We start from the raw sequence: 18,669 nt of genomic DNA on the forward strand, positions 1-18,669 counted from the left end.
AACGATGCCCGTTCCGTACGGAACGCGAAACCCTGACGCAACGCGCGTCACCCTGCTCACCGAAGGCACCTATCCCCATAGTCACGGCGGCGTCAGCGTCTGGTGCGACCAGCTCGTCCAGGGCATGCCCGATCTCGACTTCGACGTCATCGCCGTCACCGGCACCGGGCGCGAACCACTCGTCTGGGACCTCCCCGCGCAGGTCTCCCGCGTGCTGTCCGTCCCCATGTGGGGCGCCCCGCCGGCGGGCGACCCGCCCCGGGGCCGCGCCCGCAACCGGCTCGCCACCGCCTACGAACAGTTCCTCACCGCCCTGCTCGACCCCCGCGCCGAGCCGGGCTTCGCCCCCGCCCTGTACGCGATGGCCAGGGCCGCCGCCGACGGCGCGCTCAGCCCGTTCCTGCGCTCGGACCGGGCGATCACCCTGCTGACCTCGGTGTGGAACCGCCCCGGCCTCGCCGTGCACGAGTCCCGGCCCACCCTGCACGACGCGCTCACCGCGACCTCCCTGCTGGAGCACGCCCTGCGCCCGCTGGCCGTGCCCCCGCCCGAGACGGGGGTCGCCCACGCGGTCAGCGGCGGCGTCGCCGTCCTGCCCGGCCTCGCCGCGCTGGACCGGCACGGCGTCCCCCTGCTCCTCACCGAGCACGGCGTCTACCTGCGCGAACGCTATCTCGGCTATCGCACCGCCCCCTACCGCTGGCCGGTGAAGGCGGTCGTCCTCGGCTTCTTCCGGCTCCTCGCGGAGGAGACCTACCGCAGGGCCGCCCTGATCACCCCCGGCAACCGCTACAACCGGCTCTGGGAGGAACAGGGCGGCGCCGACCCCGAGTCCATCCGCACCGTCTACAACGGCGTCGACCCCGCAGCGTTCCCGCCCGCCGGACCCGAGCCGGAGACCCTCACCCTCAGCTGGGCGGGCCGCGTCGACCCGATCAAGGACCTGGAGACCCTCATCCGGGCCTTCGCCCTCGTCCGGGCCCGGCTCCCCGAGGCCCGACTGCGGCTGTTCGGCGGCACCCCCAAGGGCGGGGAGGCGTACCGGGAACGCTGCGAGGCCCTCGCCGCCGAACTCGGACACGCCGACGCCGTCACCTTCGAGGGCCGCGTCGACGACATCAAGGACGCCTACGCGGCCGGCAACGTCGTGATGCTCTCCAGCATCAGCGAGGGCTTCCCCTTCACCCTGATCGAGGCCATGTCGTGCGGCCGTGCCACCGTCTCCACCGATGTCGGCGGCGTCCGCGAGGCCGTCGGCGACACCGGGCTCGTGGTACCGCCCCGCGACCCGGCCGCGATGGCCGAAGCGGCGCTGGAACTGCTCGGCGACCCCGCACGGCGCGCGGCCATGGGCGAGGCGGCACGGCTGCGGGTCATCGAACAGTTCACCCTCCGCCAGACCATCGACACCTTCCGCTCCATCTACCTCGAACTGCCCGCCCTGCGCCGGGCGACGGCACCGGTCCCGCCGGAGGAGCTGACCGCGATCAGCACGGTGGCCGGATGAGCGGCCCGATGTCACTCGAACCCGGCGGCGTCGAACACGAGACGCTCACCATCCGCCTCGCCGACCGGCGCCGCCCGCGCCGCCGCCCCAGCTGGGCCCTCGGCGACGACACCACCCTCACCATCCGGCTGCCCCGGCAGGGACCCGACGAGGCGGCGGTCAGCGAACTCGCCGCCGCACTCGCCGACCGCATAGGCCCCGCCGTCCACCCGTACGAAGTGGCCGCGTTCCTGGAGGCCGAGGGACTGTCCGCCACCGTGATCAAAGAGCGCTACGGCCACCCCAACCTCTTCTCACTGGCCGCAGCGCTCTACGAACGGGTGCCGCGGACGTTCCCCGAACCCCCGGCGCAGCCCGACGTGTGGCGCCCCGACACCCTGCGCTGCCTGCTGCGCGGCGTGCTCTTCGCCCTGCCCGGGCTCGCCTACCTGCTCACCGCGCCCCTGTGGAAAGCCGGCGGACACGCCCCCGCCCTGATCGTCGCCGGACTCGTCTCCTGGGCCTGGGGCCAGGCCCTCGGTCACCGCGCCCATCTGCGGATGGCGACCGGACGGCACGAAGCGGGCCGTACCCTCCTGACCGGCGCGCCCCTCGGAGCGGTCGTCGCCACGGCCGCCGCCGCGCTGCCCGCCGGGGGCGGGCCGGTGACCCTGGTGGCCGCCGCGCAGTCCGCGTACCTCGCGGCGGCCGGCGTCCTGCTCGTGCTGGCCCGCGAACGGCTGCTGCTCGCCGCGCTCAGCCCGCTGATCGCCGGCGCCGCCGTCCTGCCCTGGTGGGAGCCCGGCCCCCTGCTCCGGGCCGGGCTGCCCGCGCTCGCCCTGACCGCCACCCTCGCCGTCACCGGCCGGGTGCTGTGGACCGCGCTCGCCGTCGACGCCGTCCCCGGCGCCACCCGGCCGCGCCTCCTGGCGTCCCTGCCCTACGGCCTGTTCGGACTGGCCGCCGGTGTCCTCGTCCTGCTGGAGGGACGCGAGGAGCCGTACGCGATGATCGTCCTCACCGTCAGCATGGGACCGGCGGAATGGCTGCTGTACCGCTACCGGGGCCTGTCCGTCGCCGCCCTGAGGGCCGTCGCGACCCCCGCCGGTTTCCTGCTCCGCTCGGCCGGCGTCCTCGCCCTCTGCCTGCTCGCCTACCTGCTGCCGCTGCTGCCCGCGGCCCTGCTCACCGGCGCCGATCCGGCGCCGCTGCTGCTCCTCGCCGCCGTGCTGTGGACCGCGCTGCTGCTCCAGGCGTTCGGCGCGGCCTGGCCCCCGGCCCTGATCTGCCTCGCCGCGGCCGGCACCGCAGGAACGATCACTCTGCTGCGCCTGCCCCCCGGTGACCCGGCGCTGCCGCTGAGCTGCGCCGCCGCCGCGCTGTGTCTGTCGGCGTGCGCGCTGCGCGTGCTCGGCCGGCCCGCGCCGCACGCCTGAGCCCCGCGCTCACCCATGACCCCGCCACAGCCCCCACATCCGACCTACCGGAAGGACACCACCGTTGACCTCCGCACCGCTCGCCGCCGTCACCGGGGCCGAGGGCTTCATCGGCTCCCACCTCACCGAGGCGCTCGTCGCCTCCGGACACCGCGTGCGCGCCATGGCCCAGTACAACTCGTTCTCCTCCTACGGCTGGTTGGAGACCCTCCACCCCGACGTCCTCGACCACGTGGAGATCGTCCTCGGCGACGTCCGCGACCCCGGCTCCGTGCGCGGCCTCCTCGACGGCGCCGACACCGCCTACCACCTGGCCGCGCTCATCGCGATCCCGTACTCGTACCAGGCCCCGCACAGCTACGTGGACACCAACGTCACCGGCACCCTCAACGTCCTGGAGGCCGTCCGCGCCCTCGGCACGCCCCGCCTGGTGCACACCTCCACCAGCGAGACGTACGGCACCGCGCGGACCGTGCCGATCACCGAGGACCACCCCATCCACACCCAGTCCCCGTACGCCGCCTCCAAGGCCGGCGGCGACCGGCTGGCCGACAGCTACCACGCGAGCTTCGACACCCCCGTGGTGACCCTGCGGCCGTTCAACACGTTCGGCCCCCGCCAGTCGATGCGCGCCGTGATCCCCACCGTCATCGGCCAGGTCGCGGCGGGGGAGCGCACCATCACCCTCGGCGATCTGCGCCCCACCCGCGACTTCACCTTCGTCAAGGACACCGCCCGGGCTTTCCTCGCCGTCGGCACCGCGCCCGCCGACCAGGTCGTGGGCCGCACCTTCAACGCCGGCACCGGCGGGGAGATATCCGTCGGCGACCTCGTCGCCCTCATCGGCAAGGTGATGGACACCGACCTCGACGTCCGCGCGGACGAGGCCCGGATCCGGCCCGCCAACTCCGAGGTCATGCGGCTCGTCGCCGACGCGAGCAGGCTCACCGCCGCCACCGGCTGGCAGCCTGCCCACTCCCTGGAGGAAGGACTCGCCCGGACCGTGGAGTTCTTCCGCGACCCGGCCAACCTCGCCCGCTACAAGACCGGCATCTACAACATCTGAAGGAGGAGCACCATGCACGCAGTGATCCTGGCGGGAGGCAAGGGCGTACGGCTGCGGCCCTACACGACCGCGCTGCCGAAGCCGCTGGTCCCCATCGGCGACCAGCACGCGATCCTGGAGATAGTGCTGCGCCAGCTCTCCACCGCCGGATTCACCCACTGCACCATCGCCATCGGCCACCTGGGCGAGATCATCCGCGCCTACGTCGGTGACGGCTCCCAGTGGGACCTGACCGTCGACTACGCCACCGAGGAGAGCCCCCTGGGCACCATGGGCCCGCTGCTCAACCTGCGCGACCGGCTCCCCGAAAAGTTCCTGGTCATGAACGGCGACGTCCTCACGGACCTCGACTACGCCGACGTCCTGCGCCGGCACCGCGCGTCCGGCGCGCCGCTCACCATCGCCACGTACGCCCGCAAGGTCCACATCGACTTCGGGGTGCTCACCACCGACGACAGCAAGGTCGTGGCGTTCACCGAGAAGCCGAGCATGGACTACCGGGTCTCCATGGGCGTCTACGGGGTGTCCCGCTCGACCCTGGAGGGCTACACACCCGGACTGCCCCTCGGCTTCGACGAACTGGTCCTCGACCTGATCAGGGCCCGCAACCAGCCGCACGCCTACGACTTCGACGGCTACTGGCTGGACATCGGCCGCCCCGACGACTACGACCGGGCCAACGCCGAGTTCACCACCCGCAAATCGCTTCTGCTCAAGGGAGCCTGAGCACCGCATGCGCATTCTCGTCCTCGGTTCCACCGGCTATCTGGGCGGCCACGTCGTCGCACGGCTGCGCACCCTGCCCGGCGCGCGGGTCCTCGGTGGCGGGCGCTCGCCGGCCGCCGAGTTCCCCGTGGACCTCGCCACCGTCCGACCCGAACAGCTGGCGAAGGCCCTTGCGTCCGTCGCGCCGGACACCGTGGTCAACTGCGCGGGCGCCACCGGCGGCGACGCCGTGGCCCTCGCGGAGGTCAACGCCCGCGGCCCGGCGGTGCTGTGCGCCGCCCTGCGCGAGGCGGCGCCCGGCGCCCGCCTCGTGCACCTGGGCTCGGCCGCCGAGTACGGGCCCGGCGTGCCCGGCACCCGGGCGACCGAGTCGGCGCCCACCTGCCCGGCCGCCCCCTACGGCGCGACCAAGCTGGCCGGCACGGTCGCGGTCACCGGCTCCGGCCTGGACGCCGTGGTCCTGCGCGTCGGCAACCCGGTGGGGCCGGGGGCACCGGAGAGCGGCCTGCCCGGCCGTATCGCCCGCCTGCTGCGCACGACCGACCCGGACGGGGTGCTCCGCCTGGGCGACCTCTCCGCGTACCGCGACTTCGTCGACGTCCGCGACGTCGCCCGGGCCGCGGCCCTCGCGGCCACGGCCCCAGGCCCCCTGCCGCCCGTCCTCAACATCGGCGGCGGCCGGGCCGTCCTCGTCCGCGACCTGGTGAGCCTCCTGGCCGACAAGGCGGGATTCCGCGGCCGCATCGAGGAGAACGCGACCGGCCCGTGGCGCCCGGCGGTCACGACGTGGGTGTCCGAACCCGTCGGCGCACCCGATCCACGGGGCACGGACGGGGCTCCTCGCCCGGGGGATGCGGCACCGGGGGCAGGGGCGGGCGGCCGGGCGGGTCACCTCGGCCCGGCGGGCTCGGCGGACCAGGCGCGTCCGGCGGCAGCGTCCGGTTCGGCCGGTTCCGCGGGCGCCCGGGACTCGGGCCACTCGGCCGACCTCGCCGGTCCGGCGTACGCACGCGGCCGTGCTGGTGACGCCGGCCATGCTGGTCACGCTGGTCACGCTGGTCACGCTGGTCACGCTGGTCACGCTGGTCACGCCGGTCACGCCGGTCACGCCGGTCACGCCGGTCGGGTCGGTCGGGGCGGTCGGGGTGGATCGGCGGGAGCGGGCGGCGGCGTCGGGGCGGAGCCCGGGGTCGGGTCTGTTCGGTCGGCGGACGTCTCGTGGCAGTGTTCCGACATCGGGGCCGCCGGGGAGGCGCTCGGCTGGCGGCCGGAGTACTCCCTCGACGACGCCCTGACCGCGCTCTGGGAAGGCCACCGGTGAGCCTGCTCGTGCCCCTCTACGTCCACCCCGCCGAGGACCCGGGGGCCTGGCACCGGCTGATCACGGCCGCGGCCCGTACCTACGCGGTCGTCCTCAACCCGGCGAACGGACCGGGCGACCGGCCCGACCCCGCCTTCGGCGCGGCCGCCGCCGCGCTGCGCGGGGCCGGGGCCCGGCTCCTCGGCTACGTCGACACCGACTACGGCGTCCGCGACCGCGCCGAGATCGCCGACGACGTACGCCGTCACCGGGAGTGGTACGCGGCCGACGGCTGCTTCCTCGACCAGGTGACGGCCACCCCGGACGGCCTGCCCGCCTGCCGCCGGCTGGTCCGCGCCCTGCGCCGGCTCGGCACGGAGACCGTCGTCCTCAACCCCGGCGTCCACCCGGCGCCGGGCTACGCCCGCCTCGCCGACCTGACCGTCACCTTCGAGGGCCACTGGTCGACGTACGTGTCGTCGTTCAGCCGCCCGGCGTGGACCGCCCGCCAACCACCCGAACGCCTGTGCCACCTCGTCTACGGCGTGCCCGAGGCACTCGTGCCGCTCGCCGTACGCACCGCGCACGAGCGGGGCGCGGGCGTCTGCGGCCCCGTCACCGGCGAACCCCCCAACCCGTGGGCGGGGTTGACGCCCGCGCTGACCGGGAGCACCGAGCGATGAGGCGGGCGGCTCCGGTGTGGGCGACCCTCCTGGCCACCCTGCTGGCGTCGGCGCTCGCCGGCTGCACCGGCACCCCGGACCGTCCGGCCGACGGGCGTGGCACGGAGACCGCCGGACCGGCCGGGGAACGGTGGCGGCCCCGGCCGGGGTTGGCCTGGCAGTGGCAGCTCGACGGGAAGGTCGACCCCTCGGCGGACGTACCGGTCTACGACATCGACGGCTTCGAGAACTCCGCGGCCGACGTGGCCCGGCTGCACCGCGACGGCCGCAGGGTCATCTGCTACGTCAATGTCGGCGCCTGGGAGGACTTCCGCCCCGACAAGGACGACTTCCCGCGTTCGCTGCTCGGCAAGCGGAACGGCTGGGCCGGGGAACGCTGGCTGGACATCCGACAGCTGGACGTCCTCAGGCCGCTCATGGAACGGCGCTTCGACATGTGCCGCGACAAGGGCTTCGACGCCGTCGAACCCGACCTGGTCGAGGGCTACGGCAACGACACCGGCTTCCCCCTCACCGCCCGCCACCAGCTCGCCTACAACCGCATGATCGCCGACATCGCCCACGAGCGCGGCCTGTCCGTGGGCCTGAAGAACGACCTCCCGCAGATCCCCCAGCTCCTCGCCCACTTCGACTTCGCGGTCAACGAGGAGTGCGCCCAGTACGACGAGTGCGCCGACCTCGCACCGTTCATCGCCGCCGGGAAGGCCGTGTTCCACGTCGAGTACACCGAACCGAGGAGCGAGTTCTGCGCGGAGTCCCGGCGGCTGCGGCTGTCCTCGATGGTGAAACGACCGGAGCTGGACGAGTGGCGGCGGCCGTGCTGAGGGCCCGCGGCCGAGCGCGCCGCCCGGTCGCTGCGCGCCCCCCTCCGGACACGGCGCGTGACCTGCCGTTTTCGTCGTGACAAGAGGCGCGCCGTTCGGGCCGGGGGATCCTATGGTGGAGATCGCACGACCGTGACCCACGCTGAGGCGGCGCACCATGGCGGAGACGGATACCGACTACGCGGCGGTGTTCCAGGCGCTGCCCGGCATGGTGGCACTGCTGACACCCGACCTGGTCTACGCGGACGCGAACGAGGAGTTCCTGCGGCAGTCCGGCCGCACCCGCGAGCAGGTCGTCGGCCGGTACCTCTTCGACGTGTTCCCCGAGAACCCGGCAGACCCGAGCGCCACCGGCATGCGCAATCTGGCCGCGTCCCTGGCCCGCGTGGTGGAGACCGGCGAACGGGACGCGATGGCGCTGCAACGCTACGACGTGGAGTCGGCGGAGCATCCCGGGGAGTGGGAGGAGCGCTACTGGAGCCCGGTGAACGCGCCCCTGCTCGGCCCCGACGGCACCGTCGTGATGCTGATCCACAAGGTGGAGGAGGTCACCGAGCTGATCCGGGCCCGCTCCCGACCGCTGGGCAACCGGGACCAGGTCCTGGAGGCCGAGCTGTACACCCGCGCCCGTGACCTGCAGGAGGTCAACGAACGCCTCCGCCGGGCACACGCCCGGGAACGCGAGGTCGCCCTCGCCCTGCAGAGGGCGATGCTGCCCGCGCCCGGCCCGGTCCGCCACCACCGTGCCGCGGTGCGCTACCGGCCGGCCACCGGGGCGCTGAACGTGTGCGGCGACTGGTACGACCTCGTCGACATGCCCGGCGAGGACCGCATCGGTGTCGCCGTGGGCGACGTCGTCGGGCACGGACTGTCCGCGGCCGGCGCCATGGGCCAGCTGCGCAGCGCGCTGAGCGCCGCGTCCCTCGTCGCGGACGGCCCCGCCGAGGCGCTGGACGCCCTCGGCCTGTACGCCGACTCCGTCGAGGGCGCCGAGAACACCACCGTCGTCCAGACCTGCATCGACTGGAGCGACCACACCATCATGTACAGCAGCGCGGGCCATCTGCCGCCGGCTCTGCTGTGCGCGGACGGCACGGTCACCTTCCTCGACCGGGCCACCGACCCGCCGCTCGGCGCCCGCCCCGACCATGTCGCCCGCCCGCAGGCCACCGTCGGCTTCACCGAGGGCGACACCCTCGTCCTCTACACGGACGGGCTGATCGAACGCCGGGGCGAGGACATCGACGCCGGTCTCGCCCGCCTCGCCGACGCCCTCACCCGCCACCGCCGGGCCGGTGCCGAGGACCTCGCCGACGCCCTCCTGCGCGACCTGCTGCCCCTGAGCGGCGCCACCGACGACACCGCCCTCGTGATCATCAGCCTGTGACCCGTCGGCGCCCGGTTCACCCCTGGACGAGCTGATCGGCCAGTCGGCGGGCCTGCGCCAGCAGGGTGCCGTGGGTACTGAGGGCGTCCGGGTCGTCGCGTACGGCGTCGGGCAGCCGGTGGTGCAGGTCGTCGAGGGTGCGGGTCAGCTCCTCCACGGCCTCCCGCAGCGCTTTCTCGGTGTCGCGGCCGGCGCCGGGCGCCGCGAACCGGGCCCGGCTGTACAGACCGACGGCGCGGGCTGTCTGCCGCAGGAAGTCCGCGTACGGCCCGGTGATCGACGGTCCGGGCCGGGCCGGCCGGGTGTCGTGGCCGGCGGTCTCCAGCACGGTCCGGGTCACGCCCGCGGTGTGCACGGCGACGTGGTCGAGCACCGTGAGGGCGTCGTCGTAGACCTGGCCGGGCGGCGCGAGGGCGCGGGTGCGGCGGCCGCGTGGGTTGACCCGCATGCTCTCCCGGCTCCAGCCGATCGCCGACCTGGCCTGGTCGACGAGGCGGGACAGGCGCAGGGCGCGCTCGTGCCACTTCCCGGCGGCGTGCGGGTCCCAGGTGCCGTCGGCCAGCCCGTCGGCCACCGCCTCCAGGATGGCCTGCGCCTCCCGGGCGGCCTCGGAGAGGGCGGCGCGGGTGTCCCGCAGATACACCGGGGGACGGATCAGCGCGTTGACCGCGATGCCGACCAGCGCGCCGAACACGGCCTCCGCGATCCGCGCGCCCGCGGAGACGAGGGTGACCACACCACCGGTGAGGACGAACAGGGCGCCGGTCGCGGCGTAGATGCCCTGGGCGCCCAGGCGCTGCCACTGCGCCAGCAGGAGCACCGCCGGCAGGACCAGGACCATCGCCACCATGGTGCCGTCCAGCAGCAGGGCACCGGCCGTCGCCGTGACCGTGCCCACCGCGAAGGCGGCCAGCTGTTGCAGACCGTGGGCGACCGACCGGTACACCGTCGACTCCACCAGCACGATCGCGAACCAGGGCGCGACGAACGCCATCGGCGCCCGCAGCCACCAGCCCGCCACCGCCCACGCCACACACGCGGCCAGCGCCGCCTTCCCGGCCTGCGCCATCAGGTCCCGCTCGCGGCCCGGACCCGACCATGCGCGCCGTACCGCCCGCACGGCGGCCGCGCCGTGCCGCCGCACCGCTCCCGTTCCTTGCCTCGTCCACTCCATGGCAGTGCAAGTGCCACGCAGGGGACGACGGATGCACGGTCGTCCCCTGCGATCGGCCGACGCGGCCGGCGGAAGTCCTGCCCGGACGGTCAGACCGCCGGGGACGGGTACGTCGGGTACTCCACGCCCGAGACGTGCTGGACGACCCGGATGACCTGGCAGGAGTAGCCGAACTCGTTGTCGTACCAGAGGTAGAGGATCGCGTTGTCGCCGTCGACCTTGGTGGCGCCCGCGTCGACGATCGAGGCGTGACGGGAGCCGATGAAGTCGCTGGAGACCGAGTCGGGCGCGCTGGTGAAGTCGATCTGGCGCTTCAGCGGCGAGGTCAGCGAGACGCCCCGCAGGTATTCGAGGACCTCCTCGCGGTCGGTCTCCCGGCCCAGGCGCAGGCTGAGGATCGCGATGGAGACGTCCGGCACGGGGACGCGGATCGAGCTGCCGGTGATCGGAGCCTTCAGATCGGGCAGCGCCTTGGCGACGGCGGAGGCGGCACCCGTCTCGGTGATGACCATGTTCAGCGGCGCGGAGCGGCCCCGCCGGTCGGCCTTGTGGTAGTTGTCCAGCAGGTTCTGGTCGTTGGTGAACGAGTGGACGGTCTCCACGTGACCGCGCAGCACACCGAACTCGTCGTCCATCGCCTTCAGTGGCGGCACAATCGCGTTGGTGGTGCACGACGCGCAGGACAGGATCTGCTCGTCCGGCTTGATCGTGTCGTGGTTGACGCCGTGCACGATGTTCGGGACGTCGCCCTTGCCCGGCGCGGTCAGCACGACCTTGTCGATGCCGGGGCGCAGGTGCTGCGACAGACCCTCGCGGTCGCGCCACTTGCCGGTGTTGTCGATGAGGATGGCGTTCTTGATGCCGTACTCGGTGTAGTCCACCTCGGACGGGTCGTTCGCGTAGATCACCTTGATGGTGTTGCCGTTGGCGACGATCGTGCTGTTCGCCTCGTCGACGGTGATCGTGCCCTGGAACTGGCCGTGGATGGAGTCCCGGCGCAGCAGCGAGGCCCGCTTCACGATGTCCTGCTCACCACCACCGCGCACCACGATGGCGCGCAGCCGCAGACCGTTGCCGGACCCGGCCTTCTCGATCAGCAGCCGGGCGACGAGGCGGCCGATGCGGCCGAAGCCGTAGAGGACGACGTCGCGCCCCTCCGCGCCCTCGATCTTGTTGGCACCGGTGGCACCGGCGACGGCCTCGGCGGTGAACTCCTCGATCGACAGCCCCCGGTCGTCGGCCCGGTGGGCCTCGGCGAGCAGGCCGATGTCGATCTGGGAGGGACCGAGGTCGAGGGTGGTGAGCGCCTGCAGGAACGGCAGGGTGTCGGTGACAGAGAGCTCCACACCGGCGATCTGGCGGGCGAACCGGTGGGTCTTCAGGATGCTGACCACCGACTTGTTCACCAAGGAGCGGCTGTGCAGCAGGACCGTGACGTCCCGCTCGCGGTGCAGCTTCCCGATGATCGGGATCATCGACTCCGCGATCTCCTCGCGGTGCTTCCAAACAGTGAACGAGTCCTCGTTGACAGTCACAGATTTATCTTTCGAGCTAGGCGGCGCTCATATGCTAAACCGCCGCCCGGCCCGTCCCGCCACCGGGGTGGTCACAAGCCCCGACACATCAGGGCCAGACCCCCGAAAAGTCGATCCTCTCGGCCCACTCCGGGTGGTCTACCAGCGGATTCCGATTGCCCTGGAGCTCCGCTACGGCGGCGTTGCGGTGCAGCTCGTACTCGGTCACCGGCTCGCCCGCGTGCCACGCCAGCAGCATGGGCAGCCGGTCCTCGGGGAACTCGCGCGCGGTGTCGCCGACCTGCTTCGGATAGCGCAGCAGGAAGTACAGGGTGGCCCGGGCGACCGTGCCCTTGCCCTCAGCCGGCTCGAACCCGACGTTCTCGCGCAGTCCGCAGGCGTCCCGGACCGCCTCGTCGAAGTGGGGGAAGTCGAAGTAGGGGAAGTTGCCGCGGAAGCTGTTGCAGCCCACCTCGCAGGCGAACAGATGGTGCAGGTCGCCCCGCATCGGCTCCTTCTTCAGGAACCACGACTGCGGCACCACGTGTTCGCAGTTGAACGGCATCGACGCCTCCAGCGCGTCGAACTCCGCCTCGAACTCGGCCGGCCCCGCCGTCCCCTCGTGCAGGAACAGCTCCTGGACACGGGCCGTGCGGGCCGCCTCGACGGCCGCGTCCGCGCGGATGAACTCCTCGGCGGAGAAGTCGTTCCCGGAGTAGATGCCGTGCAGCCGGCCGTCCCGGTGCAGGTCCACCCACGGGTAGACGAGCCGCATCGGCTTGTACCGGGGCCGCGGGCTGTGGGTCCGGGTCAGCAGTTCGGTGAGCGCGCGCCGCAGCGCGTCCCCGTCGTCGGTGGCGACGCCCGCGTAGTAGGTCTCGCGCGCGGCGGTGTCGGCGGGCCGGTCGTAGTACGGCCGCTCACGGGCGAGCCGGTGGTTGACGAGGGCGGCGTCGACGTCCCGCTCCGCGGCGGAAGCGGTGTCGGGCCGCCCCGCCGGGGGCGGTGCCGGGGGAACGGGACCGGGCGGCGGGGCGGTCACGCTCGCCACCGGGAACGCCGACGGGTCGAGACCGACGCTGATCCGCAGCGGGATCGTCAGATGGGCGGCGCCGTCGGCGACGAACGCCCGCGCCCCGTCGGGTGCGGGCCGTGCCGCCGCACCGTTCCCCGACGGAGCGGCCTCGGCCGGCGGCGGGGTGCTCTCGGCCGGTGCCGGGGCGGGCCCGGCCGCGGCGGTCCCCGGGGCGAACACCTCGTCGCGGAGCCGGGCGGCCGCCCCGGTCAGCGTGATCTCGCGCAGGGCGCGCAGGATCCGGCTGATCCGCACCCCCTCGTTGGCCTTCCACGCCAGCCGGTCGTCGCCCATGTCCGGCGTCCACGGCACCCCGTCGACGCTCAGCGGACGTCCCTCGGTGTCGGTCTTCGGAACGGCCGAGTGGTGCAGCGCGACGACCTCCCACTGGTCGTTGAAGACCGGCGAGCCCGACGACCCCTCACGGGTGTCGCTCTCGTAGTGCGTGAACCGGTCGAGGATGTCCACGATCTGGTTCTCGCGCAGCGCCAACTGCTTGGGCTCGCCCCGGGGGTGCTGGATGATGTTGACGAACTCCCCGACGACGATCGTGCCCTGCGCCTCACTGAGCGTCAGCCGGCCGAACGAGGACAGGGCCTCGCCCTTCGCCCCGCGGTCGGCCACCGCGACCAGGCTGAAGTCCAGCTCCCGGTCGGTGACGAAGAACCGGTGCGGCTCCAGCTGGAACACCGCCGGTGTCAGCGGCCGGCCGTCGATCCCGGCCTGGAGCGAGAACGCGACCACACTTCGCCGGGCCTCCTCCTGGCTGCGCAGCACATGGTTGTTGGTGAGCAGCAGGGACGGCGACACCAGGAAGCCGGTGCCGTGACCGCCGCCGGGACCGCTGATGGTGACCCTGCCGACCGAGCGGGAGACGAGCGCCCCCTCCTCCAGGAACGCCACCGGGGTGAGGTTGTTGCGCCCGATCAGCCGCTCCAGCCCCAGCACGTCGCTGCCGAAGCTCTCCGGCGGCAGCCGCAGCGTGCTCCCGGCCGCCGCGACCGGGTCCGAGGGCTCCCGCTCGATCGCGGTCGCCAGCGACCAGTCCGCGCCGAGCCGCGCCAGCCGCTTCTCGACCCGCTCCGGTTCGTCGGCGTGCAGCACACCGCGGGTGCGCAGCACCTCCTGGTTCCGCTCCCGTCGCTCGGTGCGGTCCGCGTAGCGTGCGGCGGCTCTCGTCAGCTGGGACAGGTAGTCGGGTTCGGTGGGGGAGAAGAGTTCCGCCGTCGTCATGATCCGCCTCCCGGGTCTGGCGGTGGGATGGGTGGGTGTGGGTCCCGCTACGCCACGAGCCGTGTGCTGCGCGACGCCTGGTCGGGGCGGGTGCCGAGATAGCCCTGCGCCGAGAACGCGCCGGGGGAGAAGGCATCCGGTGCGACGTCGTCGCCCGCTGCGAGCTCCACGCAGGCGGTCTGCGGCCGGGCCGTGCTCAGCCCGAAACGGCAGGCGGTGGCCGTGAGCCTCACGGTGACGAAGTCGGTGATCTGGGCGCCGAACTCGATGGGCCGACCGCCGATGGTGATGTCGCCCACGGTGAAGCCCCGGTCGCCGGGCACCTCGTAGACGGCCCGCACGGGGACGTCCGTGTCGCCGCGCTCGAACCTCCAGAAGCTCTTCGGGTCGGAGCCGTCGGGGGTGCTCCAGCCGTCGGTGGCCAGGTCGTCCAAGTAGATGCCGACGGGGTCGGAGAGCGTGATGTCCGCCTTCTGCCGGGCCACCGAGTTGACCACCTCACCGATGTGCGGATCGCTGTTGCGGTCCGGCACGCCGTACTTGGCGCAGGCGATGAGTTCCTGCGCGCCGGTGAGTTCCCGGCCGCCGACGACCCGCCGGATGGTCGCGGCGGCCGCCAACTCGATCTCGGCGCCGAGGGTGTTGGACGGCTGGATGAGGTGCATCGCGCCCTGGGTCGTGGAGTCGTTCCACTTGTTGCGCCGCACGTACCGGCCGTCCGGGCCGAAGAGATCGCTCCTGCGTACGGCCGGGTCGATGTGTGCGCGGTAGAGGTCGAGCACCCTGGCGGGGTCGGTCCGCGCGAGCACGTCCCAGTACTCGGGGCCCTCACAGGTGAACGTGACGCGGGTGATCCTCCCCGAGTCGTCGCGGGACACGCTCCACTCGCAGTACTCGTCCTGCACGTCACGGCTGGCGTCGGCGCGCTGCCAGCGCTGCCGGTCGGAGATCGCGGACCTCAGCCGGTTCGGGAACGCCGTCCAGGTGACGGCCGCCCGGACCGCGTCGTCGGAGGTGTCCGTCCTGGTGAGGTTGTAGAACTGCGGCCGGGGACTGTTGTGGAGCACCTCGGCGGGGTCCGGGCCGGCGATCGCCTGGTCGACGCTGTCGCTGATGAAGACGTGCCACGCCTGGCTGCCCGCGTCGTCGAGGTCGGTGAGCCGGCCGGGAGGCCCGTACGCGCTGATGCTGGTCATGGAGAACCTCCGCTGGTCGAGATACCGACGGTGCCGTCCTCGTGCATGCGCGGCCGGGGGGCGTCGGCGGGGATGTCGGTCGTCGGCAGGGTGAGCGCGAACTCGTTGAGCCGCATCTCCTTGAACGTGCGGCGACGCGACTCCGCGAGCCGCACACAGTCGTCGAAACCCGACGCCGTACGGATCCGCGCCGCGACCTGCTCCAGATACGCGTCCACCCGCCGGGCGAACACCTCGCGCCACTCCCCCTCGGGGATGGCCCAGTTGCGCGCGAACTCCGCCTCCGGGCTGTCGGCGGGCAGGGCGCGCGCGGCGGCGACCACGGCCGCGGCGATGTCCTCGCACCACGTCGCCACCGGCACCGGGGTGGTCGGCACGTAGCGCATCAGGTGGGCGCGGACCGGGCTGAAGACCGGCTCGGTGAAGTCGACCATCAGCGCGCACGCCGCGAACCTGGCCGGCACGAGACCCCGCTCCACCGCCTGCCGCACCACGTCGTTGTCCTCGTACGCGGCCTCGGGGACCACGAAGGCGAAGAACGTGTCCCCAGGCCGTGTGAACCCGCTGACGCGCTCCTCCATCCGGAAGCCGAACGCGGCGAGGCTCTCCGCGTAGAGGGCGGCCGGCGCGGACGGCGCGCTCCGTAGGCCCACCGGCAGACCGAGGTCGTTCAGCAGGGCGTCGGCGTTCAGCCAGAAGCCCAGGGGCAGGGTCAGGTCCTGGCCCGAGGCGGCGACGGTCGCGCTCTGCGTGGACGTACTGGCCAGGTTGACCGTGGTGCTGGTGAACAACTGCCGCAGCAGCCGGTCGGGGTGGGTCACCAGGCCGTCGGCGACGACCGCCGACAGACGGGCGGCGGTCCACCGCGAGACGAGGCCCTTGACCGTCAGTTCCAGGCGTTCGGCGCCGATGACCTGGCGGTACAGGGGGTTGGCGCGCAGCGGGTCGTCGGGGGCGAGCTGGATCGTCGCCGACATGGACTGCCAGTTGCTCCAGGGCTGCTTCAGCTCCTTCATCACGACGCTGCCGTTGACATGGCTGTCGAAGCAGCCCTTGCCCCGTGACTCCGGAGCCAGCGCCGACCACGAGTCACCGGTCCACACCCAGGCGGGCGAGATCCGCATGTAGTAGTTGAAGACCCCGGCCCCGGGGTCCCAGGCGGCGACCTGCAGGAAGACCGAGCCGGGATCGCTGCTGACCAGCAGGTCGGCGTCCCTGCCCGGGACCGCGCGGGTGATCGCGAAACGGAAGTCGCGGCGCAGCCCCGGCGCCTCGTGCGGCGGCATCTGCCCGGCCTCACCGATCAGGTACACGGACTGCGCCGGGAGTTCCCCCGCCTCGGTGAGCCCGTCGAGCACCTCCTCCAGCGTCATCGGCCAGCGGCCCCGCCGGAAGAACACCCTCGCCATCGGGTCCTTCAACCCGTCGAACTGCTCGGCGGACATGGGCACCGGCCCACGGTCGACCCCGCTCACCCCGCGGTGCAGCGTCCCCGGCCGCAGCCCGCCGCCCTCGCCGGCCGCCGTGACCGCCGCCGCCCCGGCCGCCGTCCCCGCCTGCGGCCAGGCGGTCGCCCGACGGCGCTCAGGGGTGCGTTCCCACAGCGACATGGCTCCTCCGCGCTTCGCGTTGCGGGCCGTCAGGGAAACCGGTCGAGCGCGAAGGACAGGGCCGCGTCGACATTCACCAGGCCCGCGCCGGTGGCCTCGTCGGGCCCGATCTGCGCCGGACGGTTGAAGCGGGGATGGTTCGAGCCGATGGTGACGTCGACCGCCGTCTCGGCGAGCGCCTCGACGACCTGGGCCGGCGTCAGCTCCGGGCGCGCCCCGAGCAGTACCGCCGCCGCTCCCGCGACCTGCGGCGCCGCCGCCGACGTACCGGAGAACAGCGCCCACCCGTCGTTCGGCCCTGTGTCGTCGCCCCGCTCGGGCCGCCGCCCGTCGCCCTGGACGCGGCTCTCCGACACATCGAGCGCGCAGCCGGGCGGCACCGGCAGCATCAGGTACTGCGCCCGCGGCCTCATCCCGACCAGGCCGGACACCACGGGCACCACGACACCCTCGAACCAGGGGCTGGCGTACCCGCTCGCGTAGTCGGAGGCCCGCAGCTCCAGTTCCGGCCCCACGAACACCCCGCCGACCGAGAGCACGCCCGGCACCTGCGGCTCCATCGCGAACTGCCCGTTCATCGCGGAGAACACGACCGTGACGTCCTGCTCGATCCCGTCGCGGATCTCCAGGGCGAACACATTGTCGGTCTCCGTGGGCGGACCCACGGGAGGGAACGTCCGCGACCCGCCCCAGGAGTTGGTGAGCACCTGCGGAGTGCCCGCGGCCCGCGCGGCCACACAGTCGGCCTTCGCGCGGATGAACGCCGTGAACGCGCCCGTCAGATTCCCCGAGTTGTCGCTCGCCCGGTAGGGCCGCAGCTCCGCCCCGGGCGCCACGGCGAAGACGTTCGCCGACTCCCCGGTGCCGTGCCCGACGGGATCCTGCGCGGGGTTGGTGCCCGGCAGGACCGCGACCGTCGGGGCGATCCGGTAGCCGTGCGCCGCGAAATAGGTGTGCGGGAACTGCCCGGTGTCCACCATCGCGACCTGCACCCCCAGCCCCACCTGGCCCCGGGCGTGGGCCCGGGTGGCGCCCAGCAGCATGGCGACGTCGCCCGGCAGCCGGAGGTGGAACCGGTCGACGTTGGGCGGCTGCGCCGACGGCACCAGACGCGCCGGCGTCCGAGGCGACTCCAGCGCCACCGCCTCGATCGCGTCGGTGCCCGGCACATCGCCCACCCCGTGCGCCGCGGGCTGCCGCTCGCCCACGATGTCCAGCTGCGTCACGTACCGGATGTGGTCCATCTCGACCTGGTGCAGGTCCTCGTACGTCTCGACCCGGCCGCCCGTCAGTTCCTCGTACGCGGCGGGCGGCCCGCTCACGGCGAAGCCCAGGCGACTCTCGGCGGTGATGGTCAGCCCGGCCGCGAGGAGGTACGCCTCGGCGCGTTCCTGGCTCTCCGGGTCCGTCCGGAAGGGTTCGGCCGCGTCCCACCGCGATGCCCGGGTCATCGGCACCCCGCCCCTCGACCGGGCCGACACATAGCCGTACACGTGCTCCGGCGCGGGCTGCCCGTACTGGGGTGTCATGGGGAGCGTCATCGTGTCCTCCAGGGGTCGCCGTGGGGGAGGGCGACCGGGACGGTCGTCGCTCAGTCCGGGAAGGGGGTGTCCGCGTCGGTGCCGAGGGCGGGCAGCGGCAGCACGGTGACGGACCGCGCCGTGTCCCCGAGCGCCTTCGGCACCGGGAGGGGCCGGGGCTCCGCGCGTTCGCCCGGAGGTTCGCCGAAGGCCTCGGTGAACCGGTCGGCGGGGCCCGTGAGAAGGGCGCCCGCGGCCATGGGCGTCACATCGAGCCCGTGCTCCCCGGCCCACTCGGCCAGTGCGCCCGCCGGAGCGCCGGCGCGCAGTCGCACGAGGGCCTCGACGAATCGCCCTCCGGAGCCGTCGCCCTGATCCGCTGCCACGGTGTCTCCGGTCTCTTGTGTGGGCTGTCCCCTCTTTCGATGCTGACAGCTGC

General features: G+C 73.3%; 14 protein-coding genes and 1 pseudogene. 8 read left to right on the forward strand and 7 right to left on the reverse strand.

The window, feature by feature from the left end; translation table 11 throughout:
- Window positions 1-4 precede the first annotated feature (4 nt).
- The 8 genes and pseudogenes from pelF (at window position 5) to ACZ4Z2_RS16080 (ending at window position 8,908) form a co-directional block, all read left to right on the forward strand.
- The gene (gene pelF / locus ACZ4Z2_RS16045) at window positions 5-1,507 is read left to right on the forward strand and encodes a GT4 family glycosyltransferase PelF (RefSeq protein WP_468076336.1); all 1,503 of its coding nucleotides are present in this window, start codon (window positions 5-7) and stop codon (window positions 1,505-1,507) included.
- On the forward strand, window positions 1,504-2,922 hold the full coding sequence (locus ACZ4Z2_RS16050) for a hypothetical protein (protein WP_468076338.1): 1,419 nt from the start codon (window positions 1,504-1,506) through the stop codon (window positions 2,920-2,922). Before pelF ends, ACZ4Z2_RS16050 begins: the two co-directional genes overlap by 4 nt.
- Window positions 2,923-2,986: 64 nt before the next feature.
- On the forward strand, window positions 2,987-3,988 hold the full coding sequence (locus tag ACZ4Z2_RS16055; protein WP_468076340.1) for a GDP-mannose 4,6-dehydratase: 1,002 nt from the start codon (window positions 2,987-2,989) through the stop codon (window positions 3,986-3,988).
- 12 nt (window positions 3,989-4,000) lie between these two features.
- Complete coding sequence (locus ACZ4Z2_RS16060; RefSeq protein WP_468076342.1) at window positions 4,001-4,714, forward strand: nucleotidyltransferase family protein; 714 nt, start codon at window positions 4,001-4,003, stop codon at window positions 4,712-4,714.
- 7 nt (window positions 4,715-4,721) lie between these two features.
- Window positions 4,722-5,525, forward strand: a pseudogene (locus tag ACZ4Z2_RS16065) (NAD-dependent epimerase/dehydratase family protein); the annotation flags it as partial.
- A gap of 506 nt (window positions 5,526-6,031) precedes the next feature.
- Window positions 6,032-6,697 carry a spherulation-specific family 4 protein gene (locus ACZ4Z2_RS16070; RefSeq protein WP_468076344.1) on the forward strand — a complete coding sequence of 222 codons (666 nt, stop codon included), beginning with the start codon at window positions 6,032-6,034 and terminating at the stop codon, window positions 6,695-6,697.
- The gene (locus ACZ4Z2_RS16075; RefSeq protein WP_468076346.1) at window positions 6,694-7,521 is read left to right on the forward strand and encodes an endo alpha-1,4 polygalactosaminidase; all 828 of its coding nucleotides are present in this window, start codon (window positions 6,694-6,696) and stop codon (window positions 7,519-7,521) included. The genes ACZ4Z2_RS16070 and ACZ4Z2_RS16075 overlap by 4 nt, the downstream gene beginning before the upstream one ends.
- A 157-nt stretch (window positions 7,522-7,678) precedes the next feature.
- Window positions 7,679-8,908: a PP2C family protein-serine/threonine phosphatase gene (locus tag ACZ4Z2_RS16080; RefSeq protein ID WP_468076348.1), complete on the forward strand. Its 1,230-nt coding sequence runs from the start codon at window positions 7,679-7,681 to the stop codon at window positions 8,906-8,908.
- 16 nt (window positions 8,909-8,924) lie between these two features.
- On the opposite strand, the gene ACZ4Z2_RS16085 is transcribed toward ACZ4Z2_RS16080, so the two are convergent.
- The 7 genes from ACZ4Z2_RS16085 to ACZ4Z2_RS16115 all read right to left on the reverse strand — a co-directional run bounded on the left by ACZ4Z2_RS16085 (window position 8,925) and on the right by ACZ4Z2_RS16115 (window position 18,616).
- Complete coding sequence (locus ACZ4Z2_RS16085) at window positions 8,925-10,082, reverse strand: FUSC family protein (RefSeq protein ID WP_468076350.1); 1,158 nt, start codon at window positions 10,080-10,082, stop codon at window positions 8,925-8,927.
- Between the two features lie 89 nt (window positions 10,083-10,171).
- Window positions 10,172-11,617, reverse strand: coding sequence for a glyceraldehyde-3-phosphate dehydrogenase (locus ACZ4Z2_RS16090; protein WP_468076352.1), 1,446 nt, complete (start codon window positions 11,615-11,617; stop codon window positions 10,172-10,174).
- A gap of 88 nt (window positions 11,618-11,705) precedes the next feature.
- On the reverse strand, window positions 11,706-13,904 hold the full coding sequence (locus tag ACZ4Z2_RS16095; protein WP_468076354.1) for an endonuclease: 2,199 nt from the start codon (window positions 13,902-13,904) through the stop codon (window positions 11,706-11,708).
- 47 nt (window positions 13,905-13,951) lie between these two features.
- A complete protein-coding gene (locus ACZ4Z2_RS16100; RefSeq protein ID WP_468076356.1) occupies window positions 13,952-15,100 on the reverse strand; it encodes a hypothetical protein in 1,149 nt (382 codons plus the stop codon).
- Window positions 15,097-16,710, reverse strand: a complete 1,614-nt coding sequence (locus ACZ4Z2_RS16105) for a hypothetical protein (RefSeq protein ID WP_468076358.1) — start codon at window positions 16,708-16,710, stop codon at window positions 15,097-15,099. The genes ACZ4Z2_RS16100 and ACZ4Z2_RS16105 overlap by 4 nt, the downstream gene beginning before the upstream one ends.
- Window positions 16,711-16,739: 29 nt before the next feature.
- Window positions 16,740-18,251 (reverse strand): S8 family serine peptidase, encoded by a 1,512-nt coding sequence (locus ACZ4Z2_RS16110; RefSeq protein WP_468076360.1) that lies wholly within the window; start codon window positions 18,249-18,251, stop codon window positions 16,740-16,742.
- A gap of 50 nt (window positions 18,252-18,301) precedes the next feature.
- On the reverse strand, window positions 18,302-18,616 hold the full coding sequence (locus ACZ4Z2_RS16115; protein WP_468076362.1) for a hypothetical protein: 315 nt from the start codon (window positions 18,614-18,616) through the stop codon (window positions 18,302-18,304).
- Between the last annotated feature and the right edge of the window lie 53 nt (window positions 18,617-18,669).

The organism is Streptomyces sp. NPDC030183 (assembly GCF_055573455.1).